The organism is Paraburkholderia sp. BGA-UO-ETr-F21 (assembly GCF_059567925.1).
Genome location: NZ_JCAQOY010000040.1, coordinates 644,843 through 666,333 on the forward strand (window position 1 = coordinate 644,843; position 21,491 = coordinate 666,333).

The 21,491-nt window shown below is 62.0% G+C and carries 20 protein-coding genes and 3 tRNA genes; 19 read left to right on the forward strand and 4 right to left on the reverse strand.

Annotation, left to right across the window (positions count from 1 at the left end):
* Window positions 1-3 precede the first annotated feature (3 nt).
* The 11 genes from AC57B1_RS35355 to nagZ all read left to right on the forward strand — a co-directional run bounded on the left by AC57B1_RS35355 (window position 4) and on the right by nagZ (window position 11,461).
* The gene (locus AC57B1_RS35355) at window positions 4-1,047 is read left to right on the forward strand and encodes a MucB/RseB C-terminal domain-containing protein (RefSeq protein ID WP_408300285.1); all 1,044 of its coding nucleotides are present in this window, start codon (window positions 4-6) and stop codon (window positions 1,045-1,047) included.
* Between the two features lie 35 nt (window positions 1,048-1,082).
* Window positions 1,083-2,600: a DegQ family serine endoprotease gene (locus AC57B1_RS35360; protein ID WP_091792563.1), complete on the forward strand. Its 1,518-nt coding sequence runs from the start codon at window positions 1,083-1,085 to the stop codon at window positions 2,598-2,600.
* Complete coding sequence (locus AC57B1_RS35365; protein WP_496420018.1) at window positions 2,597-2,860, forward strand: glutaredoxin family protein; 264 nt, start codon at window positions 2,597-2,599, stop codon at window positions 2,858-2,860. The genes AC57B1_RS35360 and AC57B1_RS35365 overlap by 4 nt, the downstream gene beginning before the upstream one ends.
* A gap of 262 nt (window positions 2,861-3,122) precedes the next feature.
* Window positions 3,123-4,916: a translation elongation factor 4 gene (gene lepA / locus AC57B1_RS35370; protein ID WP_091792565.1), complete on the forward strand. Its 1,794-nt coding sequence runs from the start codon at window positions 3,123-3,125 to the stop codon at window positions 4,914-4,916.
* An 18-nt stretch (window positions 4,917-4,934) separates the two neighbouring features.
* Window positions 4,935-5,828 carry a signal peptidase I gene (gene lepB / locus AC57B1_RS35375; RefSeq protein ID WP_408185411.1) on the forward strand — a complete coding sequence of 298 codons (894 nt, stop codon included), beginning with the start codon at window positions 4,935-4,937 and terminating at the stop codon, window positions 5,826-5,828.
* 174 nt (window positions 5,829-6,002) lie between these two features.
* Window positions 6,003-7,286, forward strand: a complete 1,284-nt coding sequence (rnc, locus tag AC57B1_RS35380) for a ribonuclease III (protein ID WP_408353715.1) — start codon at window positions 6,003-6,005, stop codon at window positions 7,284-7,286.
* Window positions 7,287-7,340: 54 nt separating this feature from the next.
* Window positions 7,341-8,240, forward strand: coding sequence for a GTPase Era (gene era, locus AC57B1_RS35385; protein WP_091792568.1), 900 nt, complete (start codon window positions 7,341-7,343; stop codon window positions 8,238-8,240).
* Complete coding sequence (recO, locus tag AC57B1_RS35390) at window positions 8,227-9,147, forward strand: DNA repair protein RecO (protein WP_091792569.1); 921 nt, start codon at window positions 8,227-8,229, stop codon at window positions 9,145-9,147. The genes era and recO overlap by 14 nt, the downstream gene beginning before the upstream one ends.
* Complete coding sequence (gene pdxJ, locus AC57B1_RS35395; protein WP_408353711.1) at window positions 9,144-9,908, forward strand: pyridoxine 5'-phosphate synthase; 765 nt, start codon at window positions 9,144-9,146, stop codon at window positions 9,906-9,908. The genes recO and pdxJ overlap by 4 nt, the downstream gene beginning before the upstream one ends.
* A 22-nt stretch (window positions 9,909-9,930) precedes the next feature.
* A complete protein-coding gene (gene acpS, locus AC57B1_RS35400) occupies window positions 9,931-10,362 on the forward strand; it encodes a holo-ACP synthase (protein WP_408353709.1) in 432 nt (143 codons plus the stop codon).
* Window positions 10,363-10,432: 70 nt separating this feature from the next.
* Window positions 10,433-11,461 (forward strand): beta-N-acetylhexosaminidase, encoded by a 1,029-nt coding sequence (gene nagZ / locus AC57B1_RS35405; RefSeq protein WP_496420019.1) that lies wholly within the window; start codon window positions 10,433-10,435, stop codon window positions 11,459-11,461.
* A 103-nt stretch (window positions 11,462-11,564) separates the two neighbouring features.
* Here nagZ and AC57B1_RS35410 read toward each other — a convergent pair whose 3' ends face one another.
* Both AC57B1_RS35410 and AC57B1_RS35415 read right to left on the reverse strand, forming a co-directional pair.
* Window positions 11,565-12,941, reverse strand: coding sequence for a sigma-54-dependent transcriptional regulator (locus tag AC57B1_RS35410; protein WP_496420020.1), 1,377 nt, complete (start codon window positions 12,939-12,941; stop codon window positions 11,565-11,567).
* Between the two features lie 312 nt (window positions 12,942-13,253).
* Window positions 13,254-13,460 carry a CsbD family protein gene (locus tag AC57B1_RS35415; RefSeq protein WP_062127806.1) on the reverse strand — a complete coding sequence of 69 codons (207 nt, stop codon included), beginning with the start codon at window positions 13,458-13,460 and terminating at the stop codon, window positions 13,254-13,256.
* 112 nt (window positions 13,461-13,572) lie between these two features.
* On the opposite strand from AC57B1_RS35415, the gene AC57B1_RS35420 reads away from it, so the two are divergent.
* Window positions 13,573-13,746 (forward strand): hypothetical protein, encoded by a 174-nt coding sequence (locus AC57B1_RS35420; RefSeq protein WP_408300298.1) that lies wholly within the window; start codon window positions 13,573-13,575, stop codon window positions 13,744-13,746.
* Here the strand turns inward: AC57B1_RS35420 and efp are convergent.
* On the reverse strand, window positions 13,743-14,300 hold the full coding sequence (gene efp, locus AC57B1_RS35425) for an elongation factor P (protein ID WP_115102259.1): 558 nt from the start codon (window positions 14,298-14,300) through the stop codon (window positions 13,743-13,745). The two genes, AC57B1_RS35420 and efp, sit on opposite strands and share 4 nt — an antisense overlap.
* A 409-nt stretch (window positions 14,301-14,709) precedes the next feature.
* Complete coding sequence (gene earP / locus AC57B1_RS35430) at window positions 14,710-15,903, reverse strand: elongation factor P maturation arginine rhamnosyltransferase EarP (RefSeq protein ID WP_496420021.1); 1,194 nt, start codon at window positions 15,901-15,903, stop codon at window positions 14,710-14,712.
* Between the two features lie 263 nt (window positions 15,904-16,166).
* Here earP and uvrC point away from each other — a divergent pair, with 263 nt between their 5' ends.
* From uvrC to AC57B1_RS35465, 7 genes are all read left to right on the forward strand, one after another.
* Window positions 16,167-18,365: an excinuclease ABC subunit UvrC gene (gene uvrC, locus AC57B1_RS35435; RefSeq protein WP_496420022.1), complete on the forward strand. Its 2,199-nt coding sequence runs from the start codon at window positions 16,167-16,169 to the stop codon at window positions 18,363-18,365.
* A gap of 132 nt (window positions 18,366-18,497) precedes the next feature.
* Window positions 18,498-19,091 (forward strand): CDP-diacylglycerol--glycerol-3-phosphate 3-phosphatidyltransferase, encoded by a 594-nt coding sequence (gene pgsA, locus AC57B1_RS35440; RefSeq protein ID WP_091792578.1) that lies wholly within the window; start codon window positions 18,498-18,500, stop codon window positions 19,089-19,091.
* A gap of 228 nt (window positions 19,092-19,319) precedes the next feature.
* A tRNA-Gly gene (locus AC57B1_RS35445) sits at window positions 19,320-19,395 on the forward strand.
* Window positions 19,396-19,458: 63 nt separating this feature from the next.
* Window positions 19,459-19,534 (forward strand) — tRNA-Gly (locus tag AC57B1_RS35450).
* 105 nt (window positions 19,535-19,639) lie between these two features.
* Window positions 19,640-19,713: transfer RNA gene (locus tag AC57B1_RS35455), tRNA-Cys, on the forward strand.
* Window positions 19,714-20,217: 504 nt separating this feature from the next.
* A complete protein-coding gene (locus AC57B1_RS35460; protein WP_408353699.1) occupies window positions 20,218-20,952 on the forward strand; it encodes a hypothetical protein in 735 nt (244 codons plus the stop codon).
* A 102-nt stretch (window positions 20,953-21,054) separates the two neighbouring features.
* Complete coding sequence (locus AC57B1_RS35465) at window positions 21,055-21,453, forward strand: hypothetical protein (protein ID WP_496420023.1); 399 nt, start codon at window positions 21,055-21,057, stop codon at window positions 21,451-21,453.
* Window positions 21,454-21,491 lie beyond the last annotated feature (38 nt).

Sequence of the window (21,491 nt, forward strand, 5' to 3'; positions counted from 1 at the left end):
TTGATGCAGACTCCGCGGTTGAATAAAACGACTATCTGGGGGCGGCTGCCGGCATTTCTGTTCTGCGCAGCCGTGTTGTTGTCCGCTACACCGCGGGTCTTTGCGCAAACCGACGATCCGCTCGTCGCCCGTCGCACGGCCGCGGATCTGCTCGATCGCATCCATCAAGCCGCACAGCAGCAAAATTACGAGGGCGCGTTCGTCTACCAACGCGGCAATTTCGTTCAAACGTCGCGGATCGCGCACTACGCGACCCGCACGGATGGCGAATTCGAGCAGCTCGAGAGCCTCGACGGCAAGCCGCGCAAAATGCTGCGTCATAACGAGGAGCTCTACACGTTCGTGCCGGAGCGGCACCTGTGCGTCGTCGAGAAACGTCAGAACAAGGATTCGTTCCCGGCGCTACTGGCCGTGAGTGGCGAACAGGTGCTATCGGTCTACGAGCCCAAACTGCTGGGCGACGACCGTGTCGCGGGTGTCGACAGCCAGGTGATCGAACTCGACCCGAAAGACGCCTATCGCTTTGCCTACAAGTTGTGGGCCGACAAGAAAACCGGCCTGCTGCTGCGTGCCCAGACACTCGACCCGAGCGGTCAGGTGCTCGAGCAACTGTCGTTTTCGCAGATTCGCATCGGCGTGCCGGTCGATAAGGCCGGCATCGTCAACGGTATTCGTAATACGGCGGGCTGGACCGTGGTGCGCCCGCCGGTCGAGCCGGTGGACATGGCCGCGCAAGGCTGGCAGATCACGCCGACCGTGCCGGGTTTCCGCAAGATTCGTGAACTGCGCCGTCCCATGGCCGCGCGTGATGCGGGCCAGCCGACCATTCCAGTGGACCAGGCGGTGTTCTCCGACGGCCTCGCGGCCATTTCGGTGTTCGTCGAGCCGGTTGAGAACAACACGCGCAAGGAAGGCGCGGGCAGCAGCGGCGCGACGCACGTGCTCGTCAAGCGTCGCGGCGACTTCTGGATTACTCTGCTGGGTGAAGTGCCCCAGACCACATTGCAGCAATTTGCGGCTGCCATAGAATACAAAGCTCCGAAGTAATCCTCCGAATCCTGAATCCCTCGGCTTGCTACGATATGACGACTTTCTCGGTGCGCAAATTCCTCGCGGCCGCGGTAGTAGCGGCGTGTTTGCCGCTCGTGCCGCATACGGCGTCGGCGGCTCCCGCCGCCAATCTGCCCGACTTCACTGACCTGGTCGACAAAGTCGGCCCGGCGGTCGTCAACATCCGCACCACCACTCGCGTGTCCAGCAGCGGTGCCCGCAGCGGTTTGCCGCCGGGTATGGACGACGGCGACATGTCGGAGTTTTTCCGACGCTTCTTTGGCATTCCGTTGCCGCAGTCACCGCAATCGCCGGGTTCGCCGGGGGCGCCCCGCGGCGGCGATAACGGCGGCAGTGGCGGCAGCCAGGACACGCCTGATAGCAGCGATCCGGAACAGAACAGCGGCGTGGGCTCGGGCTTTATCCTGTCGGCGGACGGGTATGTGATGACAAACGCGCACGTCATCGACGACGCGGACACTATTTACGTCACGCTCACCGACAAGCGCGAATTCAAGGCAAAGCTGATCGGCGTGGACGATCGCACCGACGTTGCGGTCGTCAAGATCAGCGCAGCCAATCTGCCGACCATCACGATCGGCGACTCGAACAAGGTTCGCGTCGGCGAGTGGGTGGTTGCGATCGGCTCGCCGTTCGGGCTCGAGAACACGGTGACGGCCGGTATCGTCAGCGCCAAGGGGCGCGATACGGGCGACTATCTGCCGTTCATCCAGACCGACGTGGCCGTCAACCCGGGCAACTCGGGCGGTCCGCTGATCAACATGCAGGGCGAGGTGATCGGCATCAATTCGCAGATTTACAGCCGCACCGGCGGTTTCATGGGCATTTCGTTCGCGATTCCGATCGACGAGGCGATGCGCGTGGCCGATCAGTTGAAGGCCTCGGGCAAGGTGGTGCGCGGCCGGATCGCGGTGGCGATCGGCGAAGTGACCAAAGACGTCGCCGAATCGCTCGGTCTGCCGAAGGCGCAGGGCGCGCTGGTCAGCAGCGTCGAGCCGGGTGGCCCGGCAGATAAGGCGGGCGTGCAGCCGGGCGACATCATCCTGAAATTCAACGGCCATTCGGTCGACACGGCAACCGACCTGCCGCGCATGGTTGGCGACACGAAGCCGGGTACGAAGTCGACGATCACGATCTGGCGCAAGGGCCAGACGCGCGATCTGCCGGTGACGATCGCCGAGATGCAGCCGGATAAGGCAACCAAGGCGGATCAGAAGAAGCCGCAGCCGCCCAAACAGCGCGCCACGAACGTGCTGGGTGTGGCGGTCAGCGATATCCCTGCCGATCAGTTGAAGGCGCTGAAGCTGCACAGCGGCGTGCAGATCGACGCCGTGGACGGTCCCGCAGCGCGCGTGGGCCTGCAAAAGGGCGACATCATTCTGCGGGTGGGCGATACCGACATCACGAGCGCAAAGCAGTTCGACGACGTGAGTTCGCATCTCGATTCGCAGAAGATGGTCGCGCTGCTGGTTCGCCGCGGCGAGAACACGCAGTTCGTGCCGGTCCGCCCGCGCAGCGCGCAGAAATGACAAAGACGGCGCCGCTCACGCTCTACGGGCGCGCGTGGTGCCATCTTTGCGATGACATGCGTGCCGCGCTCGCGCCCTTGCTGGCCGAATTCGGTGCGCGGGTCGAAATTGTCGACGTCGACGCGGATCCCTTGCTGGAAGCCCGTTACAACGAACTGGTGCCAGTTCTGGTCTGTGACGGCGTCGAGCTGTGTCACTATCACCTCGACGTAGCGCGAGTTCGCGCCGCTCTCGCCATGCGGGTCGCGGCGGCCTCCTGAGTTTTCGCAAGGGGTTCTGGGTGCGGCATCGACGCCGCGCCGCTCACACCGAGTTTCACGTCTTTCCTGTCAACCCGAGTGGGCGCCGCAGCGCCGTGCTCTGGTCCCATGCGACAGGGTTGCCGAGCTGTCTTTTCCGCCCGAGCTTCGCAAGATGCGCCGGGCGACGGCCTTTTCGGCTAAAATAGATAGGTTTTTCACCTACTTACAAGGCGTGCTCCGCTATTGTCCGAGCGCGCCTTTTTTGCTTGATCGGCACTGAATGGATCATATTCGTAACTTCTCGATCATTGCGCACATCGACCATGGCAAGTCGACGCTCGCCGATCGCATCATCCAGATTTGCGGCGGCCTGTCCGACCGCGAGATGGAATCTCAAGTGCTCGATTCGATGGATCTCGAACGCGAGCGCGGCATCACCATCAAGGCACAAACCGCCGCACTGACGTACAAGGCCCGTGACGGGCAGGTCTACAACCTGAACATGATCGACACGCCGGGCCACGTCGACTTCTCGTACGAAGTCAGCCGCTCGCTGTCCGCATGCGAAGGCGCGTTGCTGGTCGTCGACGCGAGCCAGGGCGTCGAGGCGCAAACCGTCGCCAACTGCTACACGGCGATCGAGCTCGGCGTGGACGTGATTCCGGTGCTCAACAAGATCGATCTGCCGGCGGCGAACCCCGAAAATGCGATCGCAGAAATCGAAGACGTGATCGGCATCGACGCAACCGACGCCACGCATTGCAGCGCAAAGACGGGTCTCGGCGTGGAAGACGTGCTCGAAGCACTGATCGCCAAAGTGCCGCCGCCCAAGGGCGATCCGGAAGCGCCGCTGCAAGCGCTGATCATCGACTCGTGGTTCGACAACTACGTCGGCGTTGTGATGCTGGTGCGTATCGTCAACGGCACGCTGCGTCCCAAGGACAAGATCCGCATGATGGCGACCGGCGCGCAGTATCCGGTCGAGCACATCGGCGTGTTCACGCCGAAGTCGAAGAATCTCGAATCGCTGTCGGCCGGGCAGGTGGGCTTCATCATCGCCGGCATCAAGGAATTGGCTGCTGCGAAGGTGGGCGACACCGTCACGCTGGTGAACCGTCCGGCCGCCGAGCCGCTGCCCGGATTCAAGGAGGTCAAGCCGCAGGTGTTCGCCGGCCTCTATCCGGTCGAAGCCAACCAGTACGACGCGTTGCGTGATTCGCTCGAAAAGCTGAAGCTCAACGACGCCTCGCTGATGTACGAGCCGGAAGTGTCGCAGGCGCTCGGCTTCGGTTTCCGTTGCGGCTTCCTCGGCCTGCTGCATATGGAGATCGTGCAGGAACGTCTCGAGCGCGAATTCGACATGGACCTGATCACCACGGCGCCGACCGTGGTGTACGAAGTCCTGCAGCGCGACGGCACGATTCTCATGGTCGAGAATCCGGCCAAGATGCCGGAGCCGTCGAAGATCGAAGAGGTGCGCGAACCGATCGTCACCGTGAATCTGTACATGCCGCAAGACTACGTCGGCTCGGTGATCACGCTGTGTACGCAAAAGCGCGGCACGCAGATCAACATGCAGTATCACGGCCGTCAGGTGCAGTTGACCTATGAAATCCCGATGGGCGAAGTCGTGCTCGATTTCTTCGATCGTCTGAAGTCGATTTCGCGTGGCTATGCGTCGATGGATTACGAGTTCAAGGAATATCGCGCGGCAGACGTGGTGAAGGTCGACATGCTGATCAACGGCGACAAGGTCGACGCGCTGTCGGTCATCGTGCACCGTTCGCAAAGCCAGTATCGCGGCCGCGAAGTCGCGGCGAAAATGCGTGAACTGATTCCGCGTCAAATGTACGACGTGGCGATTCAGGCCACGATCGGCGCGAACATCATTGCGCGCGAAAACATTAAAGCGTTGCGTAAGAACGTGCTGGCAAAATGCTACGGCGGCGACATTTCACGTAAAAAGAAGCTGCTGGAAAAGCAAAAGGCAGGCAAGAAGCGAATGAAGCAAGTGGGATCGGTCGAGATTCCGCAAGAGGCTTTCCTCGCTATCCTGCGTGTCGAAGACAAATAAGACGAACAACGGAACCCTATGAATTTTGCGCTGATTCTTTTTGTGCTCGTCATTTTGACGGGCGTCGCATGGGTCGCAGACAAACTGGTTTTCATGCCGCAACGGCGCCGCGCGGCGGAAGCCGCGGTCGCCGAGTTCGACCGCCAGCAGGCACGCGTCGGCGAGCGTTTCGCCGACGAGAACGCGGCGCAAACGCGCGCCCGTTTGCGTGACGACAAGTTGCGCCAACCGTGGTGGCTCGAATATTCGGCGAGCTTTTTCCCGGTGATTCTGGTGGTTTTCGTGGTGCGCTCGTTCGTGGTCGAGCCGTTCAAGATTCCGTCGGGTTCGATGGTGCCGACGCTGCTGGTGGGCGACTTCATTCTCGTCAATAAATTCGACTACGGCATCCGTCTGCCGATCACCAACACGAAGATCACCGCAGGCCGTCCGCTCCAACGCGGCGACGTGGTGGTGTTCCGCTACCCGAAAGACGAATCCGTCGACTACATCAAGCGCGTGATCGGTCTGCCTGGCGACACGGTCGCGTATCAGGACAAGCAGCTCACGATCAACGGCAAGCCGGTGCCGGAAACGCCGCTGCCCGATTACCTCGACGACGAACGCATGGGTTACGCGAAGCAGTTCGAAGAAGATCTCGATGGCCGCAAGAACGCAATCCTGAACAATCCTGCGGTGCCGCCGTTTATCGTCGGCGCGGAAGATTATCCGTATCGCGACAACTGCACGTACAACGCGCGCGGTGTGATCTGCAAGGTACCGCCGGGCAACTACTTCATGATGGGCGACAACCGCGACAACAGCGCGGATAGCCGGTACTGGGGTTTTGCGCCGGACAACAATGTCGTCGGACGCGCGTTTTTTATCTGGATGAACTTCAGCAATCTGAAACGCATCGGCTCATTCAACTGAGTTCGTGTGCGTTCATTGCACGACACGCCGCGCGGTTGGCCTTTACACAGGTCACGCAGCCGCGGCGTGTTATCACGCTACTTTAAGATTCCGCGGTAACGTCGCTTCACCACGCTTTTTCCGCTGGCCGCCCCGCGTTTTCGCCGGGTCAGGCGCCCGCGTTATACTCTGCCCATGCCCCTATCTCCGTTGGAAAGCCGTCTGCGCTATGAATTTCGCAATGCGGAATTGTTGCGCCAGGCTTTAACGCACCGCAGTCACAGTTCCACGCATAACGAACGGCTCGAGTTTCTTGGCGATTCCGTTCTAAATTGCGCGGTGGCTGCGCTTTTGTTCCAACGTTTCAGCAAGCTGGACGAAGGCGACCTGTCGCGCGTCCGGGCCAATCTGGTCAAGCAGCAGTCGCTTTACGAAATCGCTCAGGCCCTCAATATTTCCGAAGGCTTGCGGCTGGGCGAAGGCGAGTTACGCAGCGGCGGCTTCCGTCGGCCCTCTATCCTTGCTGACACCCTCGAGGCCGTGCTGGGCGCAGTGTTCCTCGACGGCGGCTTCGAAGCCGCCCAGACGGTCATCAAACGTCTTTACGTGCCGATTCTCGATCACATCGACCCGCGCACGCTCGGCAAGGATGCCAAGACGTTGCTCCAGGAATATCTGCAAGGTCACAAGATCGCGCTGCCGACGTACACCGTCGTCGCTACACATGGTGCGGCGCACAATCAGCAGTTCGAAGTCGAATGCACGGTGCCGAAGCTGGACGTGAAAGTGTCCGGTTCCGGTGCGAGCCGGCGCGCGGCGGAGCAGGCGGCGGCCAAGAAAGCTCTCGACGAAGTGATGGCCGCGGCGCCCGCCATGGTCGCCAAACCCAAGCGCTCGAAAAACGCCCGCGCGGCGAAGCATGTCGAGCCGGAGATCGTGCCCGGCGTGACCGGTGTGCAAGCCGCGCTGGATTTGCGCAGCCCGGATCGCAAGAGCGAGCGCGCAGCGGGGCGCGGCGAGGCCCGAGGAGCGGCCGCCGCTGCGGAGCCGGCAGCCGAACGCCCCACGCTGACAGCCGCAGCCGCGCCGTTGGCGGTGATTCGCGCCGCGCACGTGGAGTACAGCGGACAGGACAAGGCCGAGCGCGCAGAGAAGGCGGAGAAGACGGCCGCTCACGCGGGCGACAAGTCCGCAGAGAAAGCCTCAGCGGAAAAAGCCTCAGAAAGGCTCGACACCAAGGCCGCTGACGCAAAACTCGCCGAAGCCAAAACGGAAGCCAAGCCCGCCGAAGCCAAACCGGACGCGAAACCAGAAGCCAAGCCGGACGCCGCTGCGGTCCGCAGTGTCGACAAACACCGCGGCCGCGAGGCCACACCCGGTCCCGCCGTGCCCGCGCCGAGCGCAGCGGCGGCACCGACCGAACACGAACCCGGCGTAGCCGACGCGGTGCAAACGCGCGTCGCCGACGCGGGCCATTGATTGCCATCGGCGCGCCATTCCCGCGTGTCGATCTGAACTTGCCGTAGCCCGAATATGAACGTTCCCACTCCCACTGGTTTTCGCTGCGGCATGGTCGCGATCGTCGGCCGCCCCAACGTCGGCAAGTCCACGCTGATGAACGCGCTGGTTGGCCAGAAAGTCAGTATCACGTCGCGCAAGGCGCAGACCACGCGCCATCGCATCACGGGCATCCATACGCTCGAAGACGCGCAATACATTTTCGTCGACACGCCGGGTTTCCAGACCAAGCACAGCGGCGCGCTGAACCGTTCGCTCAATCGCGCGGTCACGTCCACGCTGACTTCGGTGGATGCGATCCTGTTCGTGATCGAAGCCGGCCGCTTCGGCCCGGACGACCAGAAAGTGCTCGACCTGATTCCGCCGTCGGTGCCCACGCTGCTGATCGCGAACAAGCTCGATCGCGTGTCGGATAAAGACTCGCTGTTCCCGTTCATGCAGCAGGTCAGCACGCTGCACAAGTTTGCCGAGATCGTGCCGCTGTCGGCGAAAAATATCGACGACATCAAACGTTTGATGGCGACCGTCAAGCCGTTCCTGCCGGAAGGCGCGCCGATCTACGGCGAAGACGACCTGACCGATCGCAGCGAGCGCTTCCTCGCCGCGGAAATTCTGCGAGAAAAAGTGTTCCGCTGGACCGGCGACGAACTGCCATACACGAGCACCGTGCTGATCGACAAGTTCGAAACGGAAGGGCGCCTGCGCCGCATTTTCGCGACCATCATGGTCGAACGCGATACGCACAAGGCGATGATCATCGGCCAGAAGGGCGCCAAGCTGAAGCAGATCAGCACCGAAGCACGCCTCGACATGGAAAAGCTGTTCGACGGTCCGGTGTATCTGGAAACCTTTATCAAGGTGAAGAGCGGTTGGGCCGACAACGAAGCCGGACTTCGTGCGTATGGGTACGAATGACGCGTGGATGACGCTGAATTCCGACGCTGATCCGGACGACTCGGAGCCGGCCGCGCCGGCACGCGATTTGTCCCAACCCGCGTCCAAACCCGCTCGTAGCACCAGAAAAACTTCATCGACCAAAAGCGCCCAGGGCGCCGAAGGCGAACCACGCAAAGCGCCGCCTCGCCGCGCACCGCGCACCTCCGCATCCGACTACCGGATCGCGGAGCAACCCGCATTCGTTCTCCACAGCTATCCGTATCGCGAGACCAGTCTGATCATCGACGTGCTCTCGCGCGATCATGGTCGTCTTGCGCTCGTCGCGAAGGGCGCGAAGCGTCCGCACTCCGCGCTGCGCGGCGTGTTGCAGACCTTCCAGCCGCTCGCGCTGTCATGGTCGGGCAAATCCGAAGTTCGCACGCTGACCGGCGCCGAATGGGTCGGCGGCATGTTGCCGCTGGCCGGTGACGCGCTGCTGTGCGGCTTCTACGTCAACGAACTGCTGGTCAAGTTCTGTGCGCGCGAAGACCCGCATCCGCAACTGTTCCATCACTACGTCGTCACGATGACGCGTCTCGCGCACGACGAACCGCCCGTGCAGGTGCTGCGTTCGTTCGAGCGCGTGCTGCTGCGCGAAACCGGCTACGCGATGGCGTTGGATCGCACGGTCGCGCGCAAGGCGGTGCGGGCCGACGGCCGCTACGTGTTCGACCCGGAGCGCGGCGTGCGCGAAGCTTCCGACGATCTGCCCGCGCAATGGCCCGTGATCGGCGGACAAACCTTGCTCGACATGGAGCAGGACGATTACCATCGAGCGCAGACCGTGGCGCAAAGCAAGACGCTGATGCGCTTTCTGCTCAACACTTACCTTGGCGGCACGCCGCTCGCGACGCGCCAGATCCTGATCGACTTGCAGAACTTATGAGCTTCTTTCTTACGTCGCCGAATGTGATTGACCTGGGCGTGAACATCGATCACGTCGCCACGCTGCGCAACGCACGCGGCACTTCCTACCCCGATCCGATCCGCGCCGCGCTAATGGCCGAAGAAGCCGGCGCGGACGTCATCACGCTGCATCTGCGCGAAGACCGCCGTCATATCGTCGATGCCGACGTGCGCAAGCTGCGCCCGCTCCTGAAAACGCGCATGAATCTCGAATGCGCGGTCACGCAGGAAATGCTCGATATCGCGTGTGAAGTGCAGCCGCACGACGTTTGCCTCGTGCCGGAAAAGCGCCAGGAGTTGACGACGGAAGGCGGGCTCGACGTCGCCGGCCAGTTCGACGCCGTGCGCGCCGCTTGCAGGCAGCTCGCAGAAGCGAACTCGCGGGTGTCGCTCTTCATCGATCCGGACGAAACGCAGATTCGTGCCGCGCATGAAGCCGGCGCCCCGGTGATCGAATTGCATACCGGCCGTTACGCCGAAGCGCACGATCCCGCCGAACAGCAACGCGAATTCGAGCGCGTGGTGCGCGCCGTCGAATTCGGCGCGACGCTCGGCATCAAGGTCAACGCGGGCCACGGTCTGCACTACACGAACGTCCAGCAGATTGCCGCGATCGAGGGCATCGTTGAGTTGAACATCGGCCACGCGATCGTTGCGCATGCGATCTTCGCCGGCTGGGACAATGCGGTGCGAGAGATGAAGGCGATCATGGTCGCCGCGCGTCTCGGCGCGCGCTCCTGATGCAACCTGAGGGGCCCTGCGCATGACGATCTACGGCATCGGTACCGACATCGTTCAGGTCAGCCGCGTCGGCGCGGTCATGACGCGCACCAACGGCCGCTTCGCAGAAAAGGTGCTCGGGCCGGACGAACTGCGCGTCTATCACGCGCGGCACGCCCGCTCGGCGGCGCGCGGTCTCGCGTTTCTCGCCACCCGGTTCTCGGCGAAAGAAGCGTTCTCGAAAGCGATCGGCCTCGGCATGCGCTGGCCGATGACGTGGCGCGCGCTGCAAACGCTCAACAAGCCGAGCGGCGAACCGATGGTGGTCGCATCCGGCGAGCTAGCCGAATGGCTCGACGCGCGCGGTATCACGGCGCGCGTCACGATCAGCGACGAGCGTGATTACGCGGTGTCGTTCGTGATCGCGGAGACACGGGAAGCCACGCAAACAGCGGCACCCGGCGCAGCCGAATAAAAAATATTTTGAACGCGGCGCACGCCGGCCGCGTCTTCCTTTGTTCCAGGCTTTTTTCTAGCGGAAATCGATGAAAACCATTCCCGGACCGGTGATGCTCGACGTGGTCGGCAAAACGCTGAACGACGACGACAAGCGCCGCCTTGCGCATCCCATGACCGGCGGCGTAATCCTGTTCGCGCGTCATTACGAGAGCCGCGCGCAACTGATCGCGCTGACCGATTCGATCCGCGCGATCCGCGAGGATCTGCTGATCGCCGTCGATCACGAGGGCGGCCGCGTGCAGCGGTTTCGCACCGACGGTTTCACGGTGCTGCCGGCCATGGGCAAGCTCGGCGCGTTGTGGGACAGCGACGTGCTGCACGCCACCAAAGTGACGACGGCCGTCGGCTATATCCTCGCGGCGGAATTGCGCGCGTGCGGTATCGATATGAGCTTCACACCGGTGCTCGACCTGAACTACGGCCAGTCGCAGGTGATTGGCGACCGCTCGTTCCACCGCGATCCGCGTGTGGTGACCTTGCTGGCGAAGAGCCTCAATCATGGACTCGCGCTGGCCGGCATGAGCAATTGCGGGAAGCACTTTCCGGGGCACGGTTTCGCGCAGGCGGATTCACACGTCGCGATGCCGGTCGACGATCGCTCGCTCGAAGAAATCCTGCGCGATGACGCAGCGCCTTATGACTGGCTCGGTCTGTCGCTGGGATCGGTCATTCCCGCGCATGTGGTCTATCCGAAAATCGATTCGAAGCCCGCGGGTTTCTCGCGAATCTGGCTGCAGGAGATTCTGCGCAACAAGCTGCGCTTCGAAGGCGCGATTTTCAGCGACGATCTTTCCATGGAAGCCGCGCGCCAGGGCGGCACGCTGACCGAAGGCGCTACCGCCGCGCTGCAAGCCGGCTGCGACATGGTGCTGATCTGTAATCAGCCGGATGAGGCGGAAAAGGTGCTGAATGCGCTGCGCTTCACGCCGTCGAACGAATCGCAACAGCGGCTCAAGCGCATGCGTCCGCGCGGCAAAGCCTTGAAGTGGAGCAAGCTGGTGGCGGAGCCTCAATATCTGCAGGCGCAGGCATTGTTGCGCAGCGCGTTTGCCTGAGTCGCGCAAGCAACAAACACCCGAGCTGGAAAAACGGCACCTCAAAGGTGCCGTTTTTTAACTTTATCGACGAGGCGCTAGCCTCGAACCGCCGCGGCAGTGCTCAGTTCAAGCGCATGCGCTGCAGCTTGTTGTACAGCGTCTTCGGACTGATACCCAGAAGCGACGCCGCCCGGTGACGTGTACCGCCCACCGCATCGAGCGTGGCGCGAATCAGCATTTCCTCGACGTCCGCGAGCGGTGTGCCCACCGTGACCTGCACGCGGCTGCCGTTCAGATCGCGGCCATTTGCCGAGCCCGCTTCGTCGGCGCGCAACGACTCCAGCACATCGCCGGACGCGTGATACGCGCGCCGCACGCGGTCGTGCAGCTCGCGCACATTGCCGGGCCATTCATACGCGAGACACTCGCGCAGAAAATTCGGCCCGATCTGCTTGGCGGCCTCCAGCGTGCCGCGCGTGGCTCCTTCGTGATTCTGCTCGTCGACGACCGCCTGAGCGATTAGCGCCGGATCTTCGCCGCGCTCCCGCAGCGGCGGCAGCGTCACGGCGGCCGCTTCGAGCCGCAGCGCCAGATCGGCGTGCAGGCTGCCGTCAGCCACTGCTTCGCGCGGCACCTTGCGCGTCGAGGCGATCAGCCGGAAATCCGTCACGACCTGATTCGTGCCGCCGACGCGCATGAAGGTTTGCGAATCGAGCGCACGCAACAGCGCTTCCTGCTGATCGCGCGGTAATTCCGCGATTTCGTCGATGAACAGCGTGCCGCCGCTCGCCTGCTCGAACAGGCCCGGCTCGCGCTGCTCAGCCCCGCTGAACGCACCGCGTTCGTGGCCGAACAGAAGGCTGTCGAGCGAGCGATTCGCGCTGTTGGCGGTCCGGCAATCGAGCGTGACGAACGGGCCTTTACGGCGCCGGCTCATATCGTGGATGGTGCGCGCCGCCATCTGCTTGCCGGTGCCGGTTTCGCCGGAAATCAGCACAGCGGCTTCAGTCGGCGCAATGTGCTCGATCGTGTCATAGACATGCTGAATCGCGCTGCTACGGCCGAGCATGGAACCGAAACGGCCAAGTTGGCGTAGCGACGCACGCAGCGTCTGCACTTCCTCGGTCAGTTCGTACGGCCGCGGAATGCGTGCGAGCAAACTGCGCAAGCGTGGAATGTTGACCGGCTTCAGGAGGTAGTCCCAGATGCCGTGCCGCAAACCTTCGATCGCGCTTTCCACCGTCGCATTACCGGTCATCACGATTACAGGCAAGGCTCCGCCGGGCGGATGCGCGGGCAGATGCTGTAGCAGGTCGAGCCCGCTGCCGTCCGGCAGGTTCAGGTCGACCAGCACGACGTCGGGAATAAAGCGTGTCAAAGCGGCCCGGGCCTCCGCGATGGTGGTCGCTGTGTCGACAGAGAAGCCGTCGGCGGCGAGGATGGCGGACAGGCCTGACAGGCTATTAGGATCGTCTTCAACAATCAGGGCGTGTGGCATGGCGAGCGCAATTTTTTAAATGGATGGAATCCCCAGCCCGCTGCGCCAATAATTCGGCGCGCGGCACGAGGCGCGATGCAGGCCGGTATCTCCGATCGAATCGAGTGTCGCGCTCCCAAACTCGTCTTGCGCGCTGCAAGAGGAGCCGGACGACACCGTCTGGCTCCGCAGCGCGTCCAACCATCAGACAGTCAGGCAGGCGCACGGCGATTCGATTCGAGTACTTCTGGTCCTTTGCGTTATCACACTGCGGAGCCCATCCTGACCTCTTGTAAGCTTGGGCGGGCACCTGTATTTCCTTCACTCGGCCTGTCAGAAATCCCGATTGCTATCGAAAAACCGGCGTACTTCCAGTTCCGCCTGTTCGCGCGTCTTGCCGTAGCGTTCCTGAATCAGACCCGCAAGCTTGTCGGCGCGACCCTCGGCCTTGGTCAATTCATCGTCTGTCAGTTCGCCCCACGCCGTCTTGGCCTTGCCGACCATCTGCTTCCACTTGCCTTCAGCGATGTCGTTATTCATATGGCATCTCCCGAGTTGAAGAAATTAAAGCCTTATTGGCCTACACCCAAGATAAGCATGAACTGTACCACCGTGATTTACTTAAACTAATCAATGGTTTGCCGAGCGGATCATGGGAAAAATTGGGATGCCAGTGTGCAAATCCGAGAATATCGCCGGTAAAGTTTTCCTCAACCATACACGGCAGCACGAAAAAGAAAAAGCGCCCAATGTGGGCGCTTTTTTTTGCCATTTTTTTCTCAGCGCCGGGGTTGCGGCGCTGGATTCAGGCGAGCAGGGCGCTTAAGCGCGGCTGCGGTACTCGTGCGTACGCGTGTCGATTTCGATCTTGTCGCCGATGTTGCAGAAGAGCGGCACTTGCAGTTCGAAACCGGTGTTCAGCTTCGCGTTCTTCAACACCTTGCCCGACGACGTATCGCCCTTGACAGCCGGTTCCGTATAGATGATTTCGCGGACCAGCGTGGTCGGCAGTTCGACCGAGATGGCTTTCTCGTTGTAAAACACGACTTCGCAAGCCATGCCGTCTTCGAGGTAATGAAGGGCGTCGCCCATCATTTCGTTTTCGACTTCGAACTGGTTGTAGTCTGCGTCCATGAACACGTACATCGGGTCAGCGAAGTACGAGTACGTGACTTCCTTGCGTTCCAGCACGACGACGTCGAACTTGTCGTCAGCCTTGTACACGCTTTCCATGCCTGCGCCGGTCAGCAGGTTCTTGAACTTCATCTTGACGACGGCGGAGTTGCGGCCCGATTTGTTGTATTCGGCCTTTTGCACAACCATTGCGTCTGCGCCGATCATCACGACGTTACCGGTGCGGAGTTCCTGTGCGGTCTTCATAAAACTGTCCTGTACGAAATAAGTAGCTTCAACTTTTGCTCAACGGCATACGGCGCAAGCGGCTTCGGCGTTTCGCCCACTGCGCGCCGCGCCGACTGGAATGGCTCGGCGGGTTGCGGGCGAATCAAGGCGTGGCCGGCTTGCCGCGGAGTCTGGCTCTCGGGCCGCAACCTTCGGCCTGTGCCATTCCCAGCAATCCGTTACCTGCTTTTTACCCTGTGCGGGCGGGTACACGAGTGGCGCCGATCCGCAACATACGTCCCTTTTTTGACATTTCCGCCATTCAGACTTTGATGTGGGGACTGTCTCGCATCTTTCGATACGGGGTCGACGGGCCGGTCAAGCCAAATGGCCGGATTCTGCCGCTGCGATCGGGCCGCGCTTGCGTCGTCGGCCGTTGGATAACCGCTTATTTTAACTGAGTTTTTGCGAACAAGGCCAGATTTCCGGCGAGGTCGCCCACTTGAGCCAGCTCGCCGGCCCATTCGCCAGCACGGCGCTCGAGCGCCGGGGCGTGGCGCTGCAATTGCGCCCAGTCCGGCCGGCCCGCGCCGTTCCACGCGTGCCAAAAGCGGCCAAGGGCGTCGCGCGCGTCGGCGGGCAGGGTGCGCGCGTAGTGCGCGAGCGCCGCGTCGAGCTTGGGCAGATGGGCGTCGTCGGCTTGCGGGTAGATGTGCCAGACGAACGGTTTGGCGGCCCATTGAGCCCGGACGAACGAATCTTCGCCGCGCACGAAATTGATGTCGCTGACCCATAGCAACGCGTCGTAGCCGGCCTGGTCAGTAAAGGCGAGCGCGTGCGCGCTGAGGTTTCCGCGCACGGCGTGCGAACCGGCAGCGAACGAGGGCAGGTCGAAGAAGCGCGCGAGCGCCCCGGAGATGCGGCCTTCGGGCACCAGCAGCACGACCGGGCTGGCGCCGTCGCGCCATTGTTCAAGCAGGCTGTCGACGGCCGGGTTCTCGTAGGCGAACAGCGACACGACGGTGGCCGCGGCGGGCGGCGGCGCGTGGCCGGTGGCTTCACGCCACCACGCTTCGCGCGCGGTGGGCGAACTCTTGAACGCGGCGCGCGCGCCGTCGAGATGCCGTTCCTTCAGTACGCCGCCGGTGCCCGGGCCCAGGCCGGGGAAAAAGAAAGTCTTGGTCAGCGCATAGCGCGGGTGAGGTGAGGGCCGTAAATGAAAATCCGCCACCCAGTCCTCGGCGCTCAAATATTCGAGGTTGATCCAGACGGGCGTGCGCGTGCGCGCGGCCATTGCGGCGACATAGACAGGTGGCAGTTCGCAGCCGAATGCTTCGATCACGACGTCGGCCACTTCGAGCGTATCGCCCGCATGGGCCGGCTCGCGCCAGTGTTCGACGACGATGCCGCTCACCGTCTGGCGGGCGCGCTCCAGCGTCAGGGCTGGGCACAGCTTCTGAAACGCATGCAGGTCGTCGACGAACACGCGCACCTGCCAGCGGTGTTCGCTCGCGAGTTGGCGCGCAAGTCGCCAGCACACACCGATGTCGCCGAAATTGTCGATCACCGCGCAGAAGATGTCGCAAGCGATTGCCGTGGAGGCGTCAGCAGCGTGGTCGGGAAGAGGCGGGGCGGAGGACATGATGGCCTGAGTCGCGGATTGGAACGGATGGAGGGAGCGGTACGGTTCGAGCCGTCTGAACCTGCTGCGTCGCGGCGTGACCGGCTGCCGCGGGTGCGTGGCCCGATTCGGGGCAACAGGGTTCGAACGCACGCGGAATGTTCTAAACTGGCGATTCTAAAGCACCCGTTCACGATTGCGCGCGCGACGCACATTGAGGTTCGCCGACGCGCGCGGCACGCGGGGCAACGCTTCGCAAGACCGTCCCACCCAACCGATTCTGCATGACTGAACCCGAAGCAACCGACGCTTTCGAGCCGAAAAAAGTGCTCACCCAACTGCCGCATCTGCCCGGCGTCTATCGCTATTACGATATGCACGGCGCGGTGCTTTACGTGGGTAAGGCACGCGACCTGAAAAAGCGCGTCTCGAGCTATTTCACGAAGACGCAACTGTCGCCGCGCATCGCGATGATGGTCACGCGCATTGCGCGCATCGAGACGACCGTCACGCGCTCCGAGGCCGAAGCGCTGCTGCTCGAAAACAATCTGATCAAGGCGCTGGCGCCGCGCTACAACATTCTGTTTCGCGACGACAAGTCGTATCCGTACCTCAAGCTCACCGGGCACAAGTTTCCGCGCATGGCGTATTACCGTGGCGCGGTGGATCGCAAGAATCAGTACTTCGGTCCGTTTCCGAGTGCATGGGCGGTGCGCGAGAGCATCCAGATCCTGCAGCGCGTGTTCCAGTTGCGCACCTGCGAAGACTCCGTGTTCAACAATCGCACGCGGCCCTGTTTGCTGCATCAGATCGGCCGTTGCACGGCGCCGTGCGTCGCGGCCATCAGCGAAGAGGATTACGCGCGCGACGTCGCCAACGCGTCGCGCTTTCTGCTCGGCCGGCAAGGCGAAGTGATGAGCGAACTCGAGCAGAAGATGCACGCCTTCGCGAGCGAACTGAAGTTCGAGCAGGCGGCGGCGGTGCGTAACCAGATGAGCTCGCTGTCGACGGTGCTGCATCAGCAGGCGATCGAAGTCGGCAGCGACAGCGACGTCGATATTCTCGCGGTGGTCGCGCTGGGCGGGCGTGTGTGCGTGAATCTGGCGATGGTGCGCGGCGGACGGCATCTGGGTGACAAGGCGTACTTCCCGGCGCATGTGGAAAGCGCGCTGACGGCGGATGAGGGTGGTCTGGAAGAAGACGGCGAGGTGTTGGCTGCTGCACCAGGCTCGCTCGGTGAAGCGGGCGTGGACGATGCGGCGGAATCAGCCGCCACCGCGGACGCGCTGGCAATCGCGCAAGATATGCCGCCGGAAGACGAAGAGCGCGAAACTGACGAGCAGGACGAACAGGACGGCGAACCCGAAGAAGCCGAAGAAGCCGACTCGGCCTCCGAACCCGCGAAGCCGCGCAAAGGCCGCGCCCGCGCGGCCGGCGGCATCGAATCCGAGGTCCTCGAAGCGTTCATCGCGCAGCACTACCTGGGCAATCGCGTGCCACCGGTGCTGGTGGTCAGCCACGCGCCCGCTACACGCGAACTGGTCGACGTGCTGATCGAGCAGGCCGGGCACAAGGTAACGGTGCTGCGTCAGCCGCAAGGACAGCGGCGCGCCTGGCTCGCCATGGCCGAGCAGAATGCGCGGCTCGCGCTCGCGCGCCTGCTCTCGGAACAGGGTTCGCAGCAGGCCCGCACGCGCGCGCTCACCGACACGCTCGGCATGGAGTGCGACGATCTTGCGCATCTGCGCATCGAATGTTTCGACATCAGCCACACCATGGGCGAGGCGACGCAGGCATCGTGCGTGGTGTATCACCATCACAAGATGCAGTCCTCGGAATATCGTCGGTACAACATCACCGGCATTACGCCCGGCGACGATTACGCCGCGATGCGCCAGGTCCTCACGCGCCGCTACGAGAAGATGGTGGCGCAAGCCGCCGCGAATGCCGCCGATGAAGCCGCCGAATTGCAAAACGACGCGGCCGCGGATCCGTCGCTCGCGTCGGACGCCGCGGAGCCGGTCGCGGCCGGCGGCGTCTTGCCGACCATCGTGCTGATCGACGGCGGCAAGGGTCAGGTCGAAATCGCGCGCCAGGTGTTCACGGAACTGGGTCTCGATACCGGCATGCTGGTCGGTGTCGCGAAGGGTGAGGGACGCAAGGTCGGCCTCGAAACGCTCATTTTCGCCGACGGCCGCGGGCCGCTCGAACTCGGCAAGGAAAGCGCCGCGCTGATGCTGGTCGCGCAGATCCGCGACGAAGCGCACCGCTTCGCAATCACCGGCATGCGCGCGAAGCGCGGCAAAACGCGCCAGACCTCGCGGCTCGAAGAGCTCGAAGGGGTGGGCGCGAAGCGACGCCAACGGCTGCTCGCGCGCTTTGGAGGGCTGCGCGGCGTGGTCGCCGCCAGTGTCGACGATCTGGCGAGCGTCGAAGGCATTTCGCAGGCGCTCGCGGAGCAGATTTACCGCCAGTTGCACTGATCGCGGCGGGGCCGGCCGGCCGCTCGCGCCTTTCGAGCGGCGCGTGCGCGAGGATCCGCGCGCCGCTTTGCTTGTGGCAGGCCCTGTGACACGGCACAATTGCATCTCCCTCGTCAGACGCTGCGCCTGCCCATGCCGTTTAATTTCCCGATTTTCCTGACTTGGCTGCGGATCGTCCTGATTCCGCTCGTCGTCGGCGTGTTCTATTTGCCCGACATGATGATGAGCCCCGCGCACCGCAATCTGGCGGCCGCGACGATCTTCATTCTGGCGGCGTTGACCGACTGGTTCGACGGCTTTCTGGCGCGCAAATGGAATCAGACTTCGGCATTCGGCGCGTTTCTCGACCCGGTCGCCGACAAGCTGATGGTGACCGCCGCGTTGCTGGTGCTCGTGCAGCTCGCGCGAATCGATTCGGCCATTGCGCTCGTGATCGTCGGGCGCGAGATTGCGATTTCGGCGCTGCGTGAGTGGATGGCGCAGATCGGCGCGTCGAAGAGCGTCGCGGTCAATTCTCTCGGCAAGTTCAAGACCGTTTGTCAGATGGTCGCGATTCCCATGCTGCTGTTTTATGGGCCGCTGCCGTTCGGTGGGGGCGTGGTGATCGACACGCGCGTGTGGGGCCTGTGGCTCATCTATCTGGCCGCGTTCCTGACGATCTGGTCGATGCTCTACTACATGAAGCTCGCATGGCCGCAGATTCGCGAGAGGAGCGGTGTGGCCTGATCGCTCGCCGTGGCGGAAGACGTCCGGTGCGTGTCCGAACTTCGCGGCAACATGAGTGAAATCTGTTCAGCAAAAGAGATTCGCAAAAGGGGGTTGACACGTTTCAGTCGTTTCTCCATAATCTCGTTTCTCCGATGCACGCAGTTCGAAACGTCGGTGGCAGTAAGAGAGTAGTTGCAGTAACAAGGCAGCAGTTAGTCAGTAATAAGCAGGCAAAAGCAGCACAATGCGGGAGTAGCTCAGTTGGTAGAGCGCAACCTTGCCAAGGTTGAGGTCGCGAGTTCGAGCCTCGTCTCCCGCTCCAAATTTTTAAAGCAGTGCGTTGTTTGGCGAAGTAAAAAGGCAGCGCGTTGTGAAGCAGTGCAATGCGGGAGTAGCTCAGTTGGTAGAGCGCAACCTTGCCAAGGTTGAGGTCGCGAGTTCGAGCCTCGTCTCCCGCTCCATACATAAGGGGAAGCAGTGCTTCCCTTTTTGTTTGGTGGTCCGGTCCTTCCGGTTATCCGCCAGACAGAATCTGCGAATCTGTTGCTAGGTTCCAGTCCGCTTGCGGCGCGATAGCAAAGCGGTTATGCAGCGGCCTGCAAAGCCGTTTAGGCCGGTTCGACTCCGGCTCGCGCCTCCAGTAGTTGATGCAAAGAAAAGCCCCGACTCGTCGGGGCTTTTCTTTTTTGTGCGCGCTCCTTCAGCGCGAATGCCGATGCTCACGCTACGCATGTGTAGCATTCTCACCTCCAGGGGTGCACATAGCAGCGTCGGCCCGCGCGATCATCAGCGGGTTCAGCGCGAGTCCATCCTTGCTTGCAGCCAACCTCGAACCGGTCCCGCGAATCTCATGCCTACCGAGTCATAGCTAACGCGGCGCCGCTCGCCTGAACCTTATGCCGTTTGCCAATCGCTTCTCGCGTACTTTCGTTTTTATTTAATCGGCTTTCATATTTATTTTAGTAGTGGAACTGCGCTCGGTTAGCAGTATTGATTGCCATCGATAATTGTCGATAATGTACAGTGGCAATGCACATTCGCGCATTTAAAGCATGGCGGCTATCTACCTGAATGGATAGAGATGTCTTTTCATCGTGAATGAATGGGGTAATGCAAACCCGCTACAACTACTACATCTCGACCAATGAAAAAAACGATAACTGCAGCCGTGCTGTTGACCATCTGTTTGCCGATATTGGCGAGTGCCCAGTCGGCGCCGCCTCCGGTCCTCAAGACCGGCGACACCTGGACTTACGTCAATACGTTTGAAAAAGCGCCTTCGCTCTGGCGCCAGACGCATGACGAAGTGACCGTTTTGCGCGCCACGTCATCGCACATTTACTACGCGTCGAAGCCGTCGGGTTCGACTCAGGCGCCGAACGAACTGATCGCGGGCGCGGACTGGAGTCGCGAGCGCAGCGTGAACGGCACCGAAATGGTGGTCAACCGGCCACTCGCGTTCCCGTTATCGCCGGGTAAAACCTGGAGCATCGACTACGCGGAACAGCATCCCAACAAGATGCACGCCTTGGAGAAGTGGCGCACCCAATATCGGGTCGTGGACACGGAAACGGTCGAAGTGCCGGCGGGCAAATTCCAGGCGATCAAGGTGGAAGCGGAGGGAGACTGGACCGCGCAAATCGAGCCGACGCAGACCGTTACCCAGGCCGTGCAGGTCCAGCAGGGCGATACGGCCATGGTGACGCATGCACAGAAAACCGGCCCGGTTCAGGCAACCGGGCGTACTTATAAAGCAATCTGGTATGTGCCCGAAATTGGCCGGTGGGTAAAATCAGTGGAAGAGTATTACGCCAGCAATGGAGTGCGAAACGAGCGCTATACGAGCGAACTGGAGTCGTTCAAAAGAAGCGCCGAATAATCTGCCGCGTGTGAGTATCAAGCGGAAGGATTTCCTGCGAGAGGCCCCGGCAATCCGGGGCTTTATTTTTGCTGAACACTTCGAAAATCGCCGGAAATACGTATGCAGGATATCGTCCGCCGCTCGCTTTATTTACGCGTGATCTACGCGCTTTGCCTGGGTGGCGCCACGTGGACGCATCTTCGGGCGGTGCTGACGCATGGCCTCTCGTGGGACTACGGCAACGTCGCGCACTTTACGCGCATCTACTGGACTTCGCTGCTCTTCATCGATCCTGTCACCGCGTTACTGCCGCTAGTCTCTCCGGCAATAGGGTTGATTCTTTGCATTGCCGTTATCGTCACGGATGTGGCGCACAATTCGTCGTTCGCGCCGCATCACCCGATCCGTATGGATCTGTATCTGTCGCAGATCGTCTTTCTGCTGTTCGTCGCCTTCACCGTGCGTACGGCCTGGCGAGGTGCGGCGAGCCGGTGCGCCGCGCCGCACGTGATCGGTTGAACGGCGGCCCAGCTTCTTTGCATCATTGCTTGTCCACA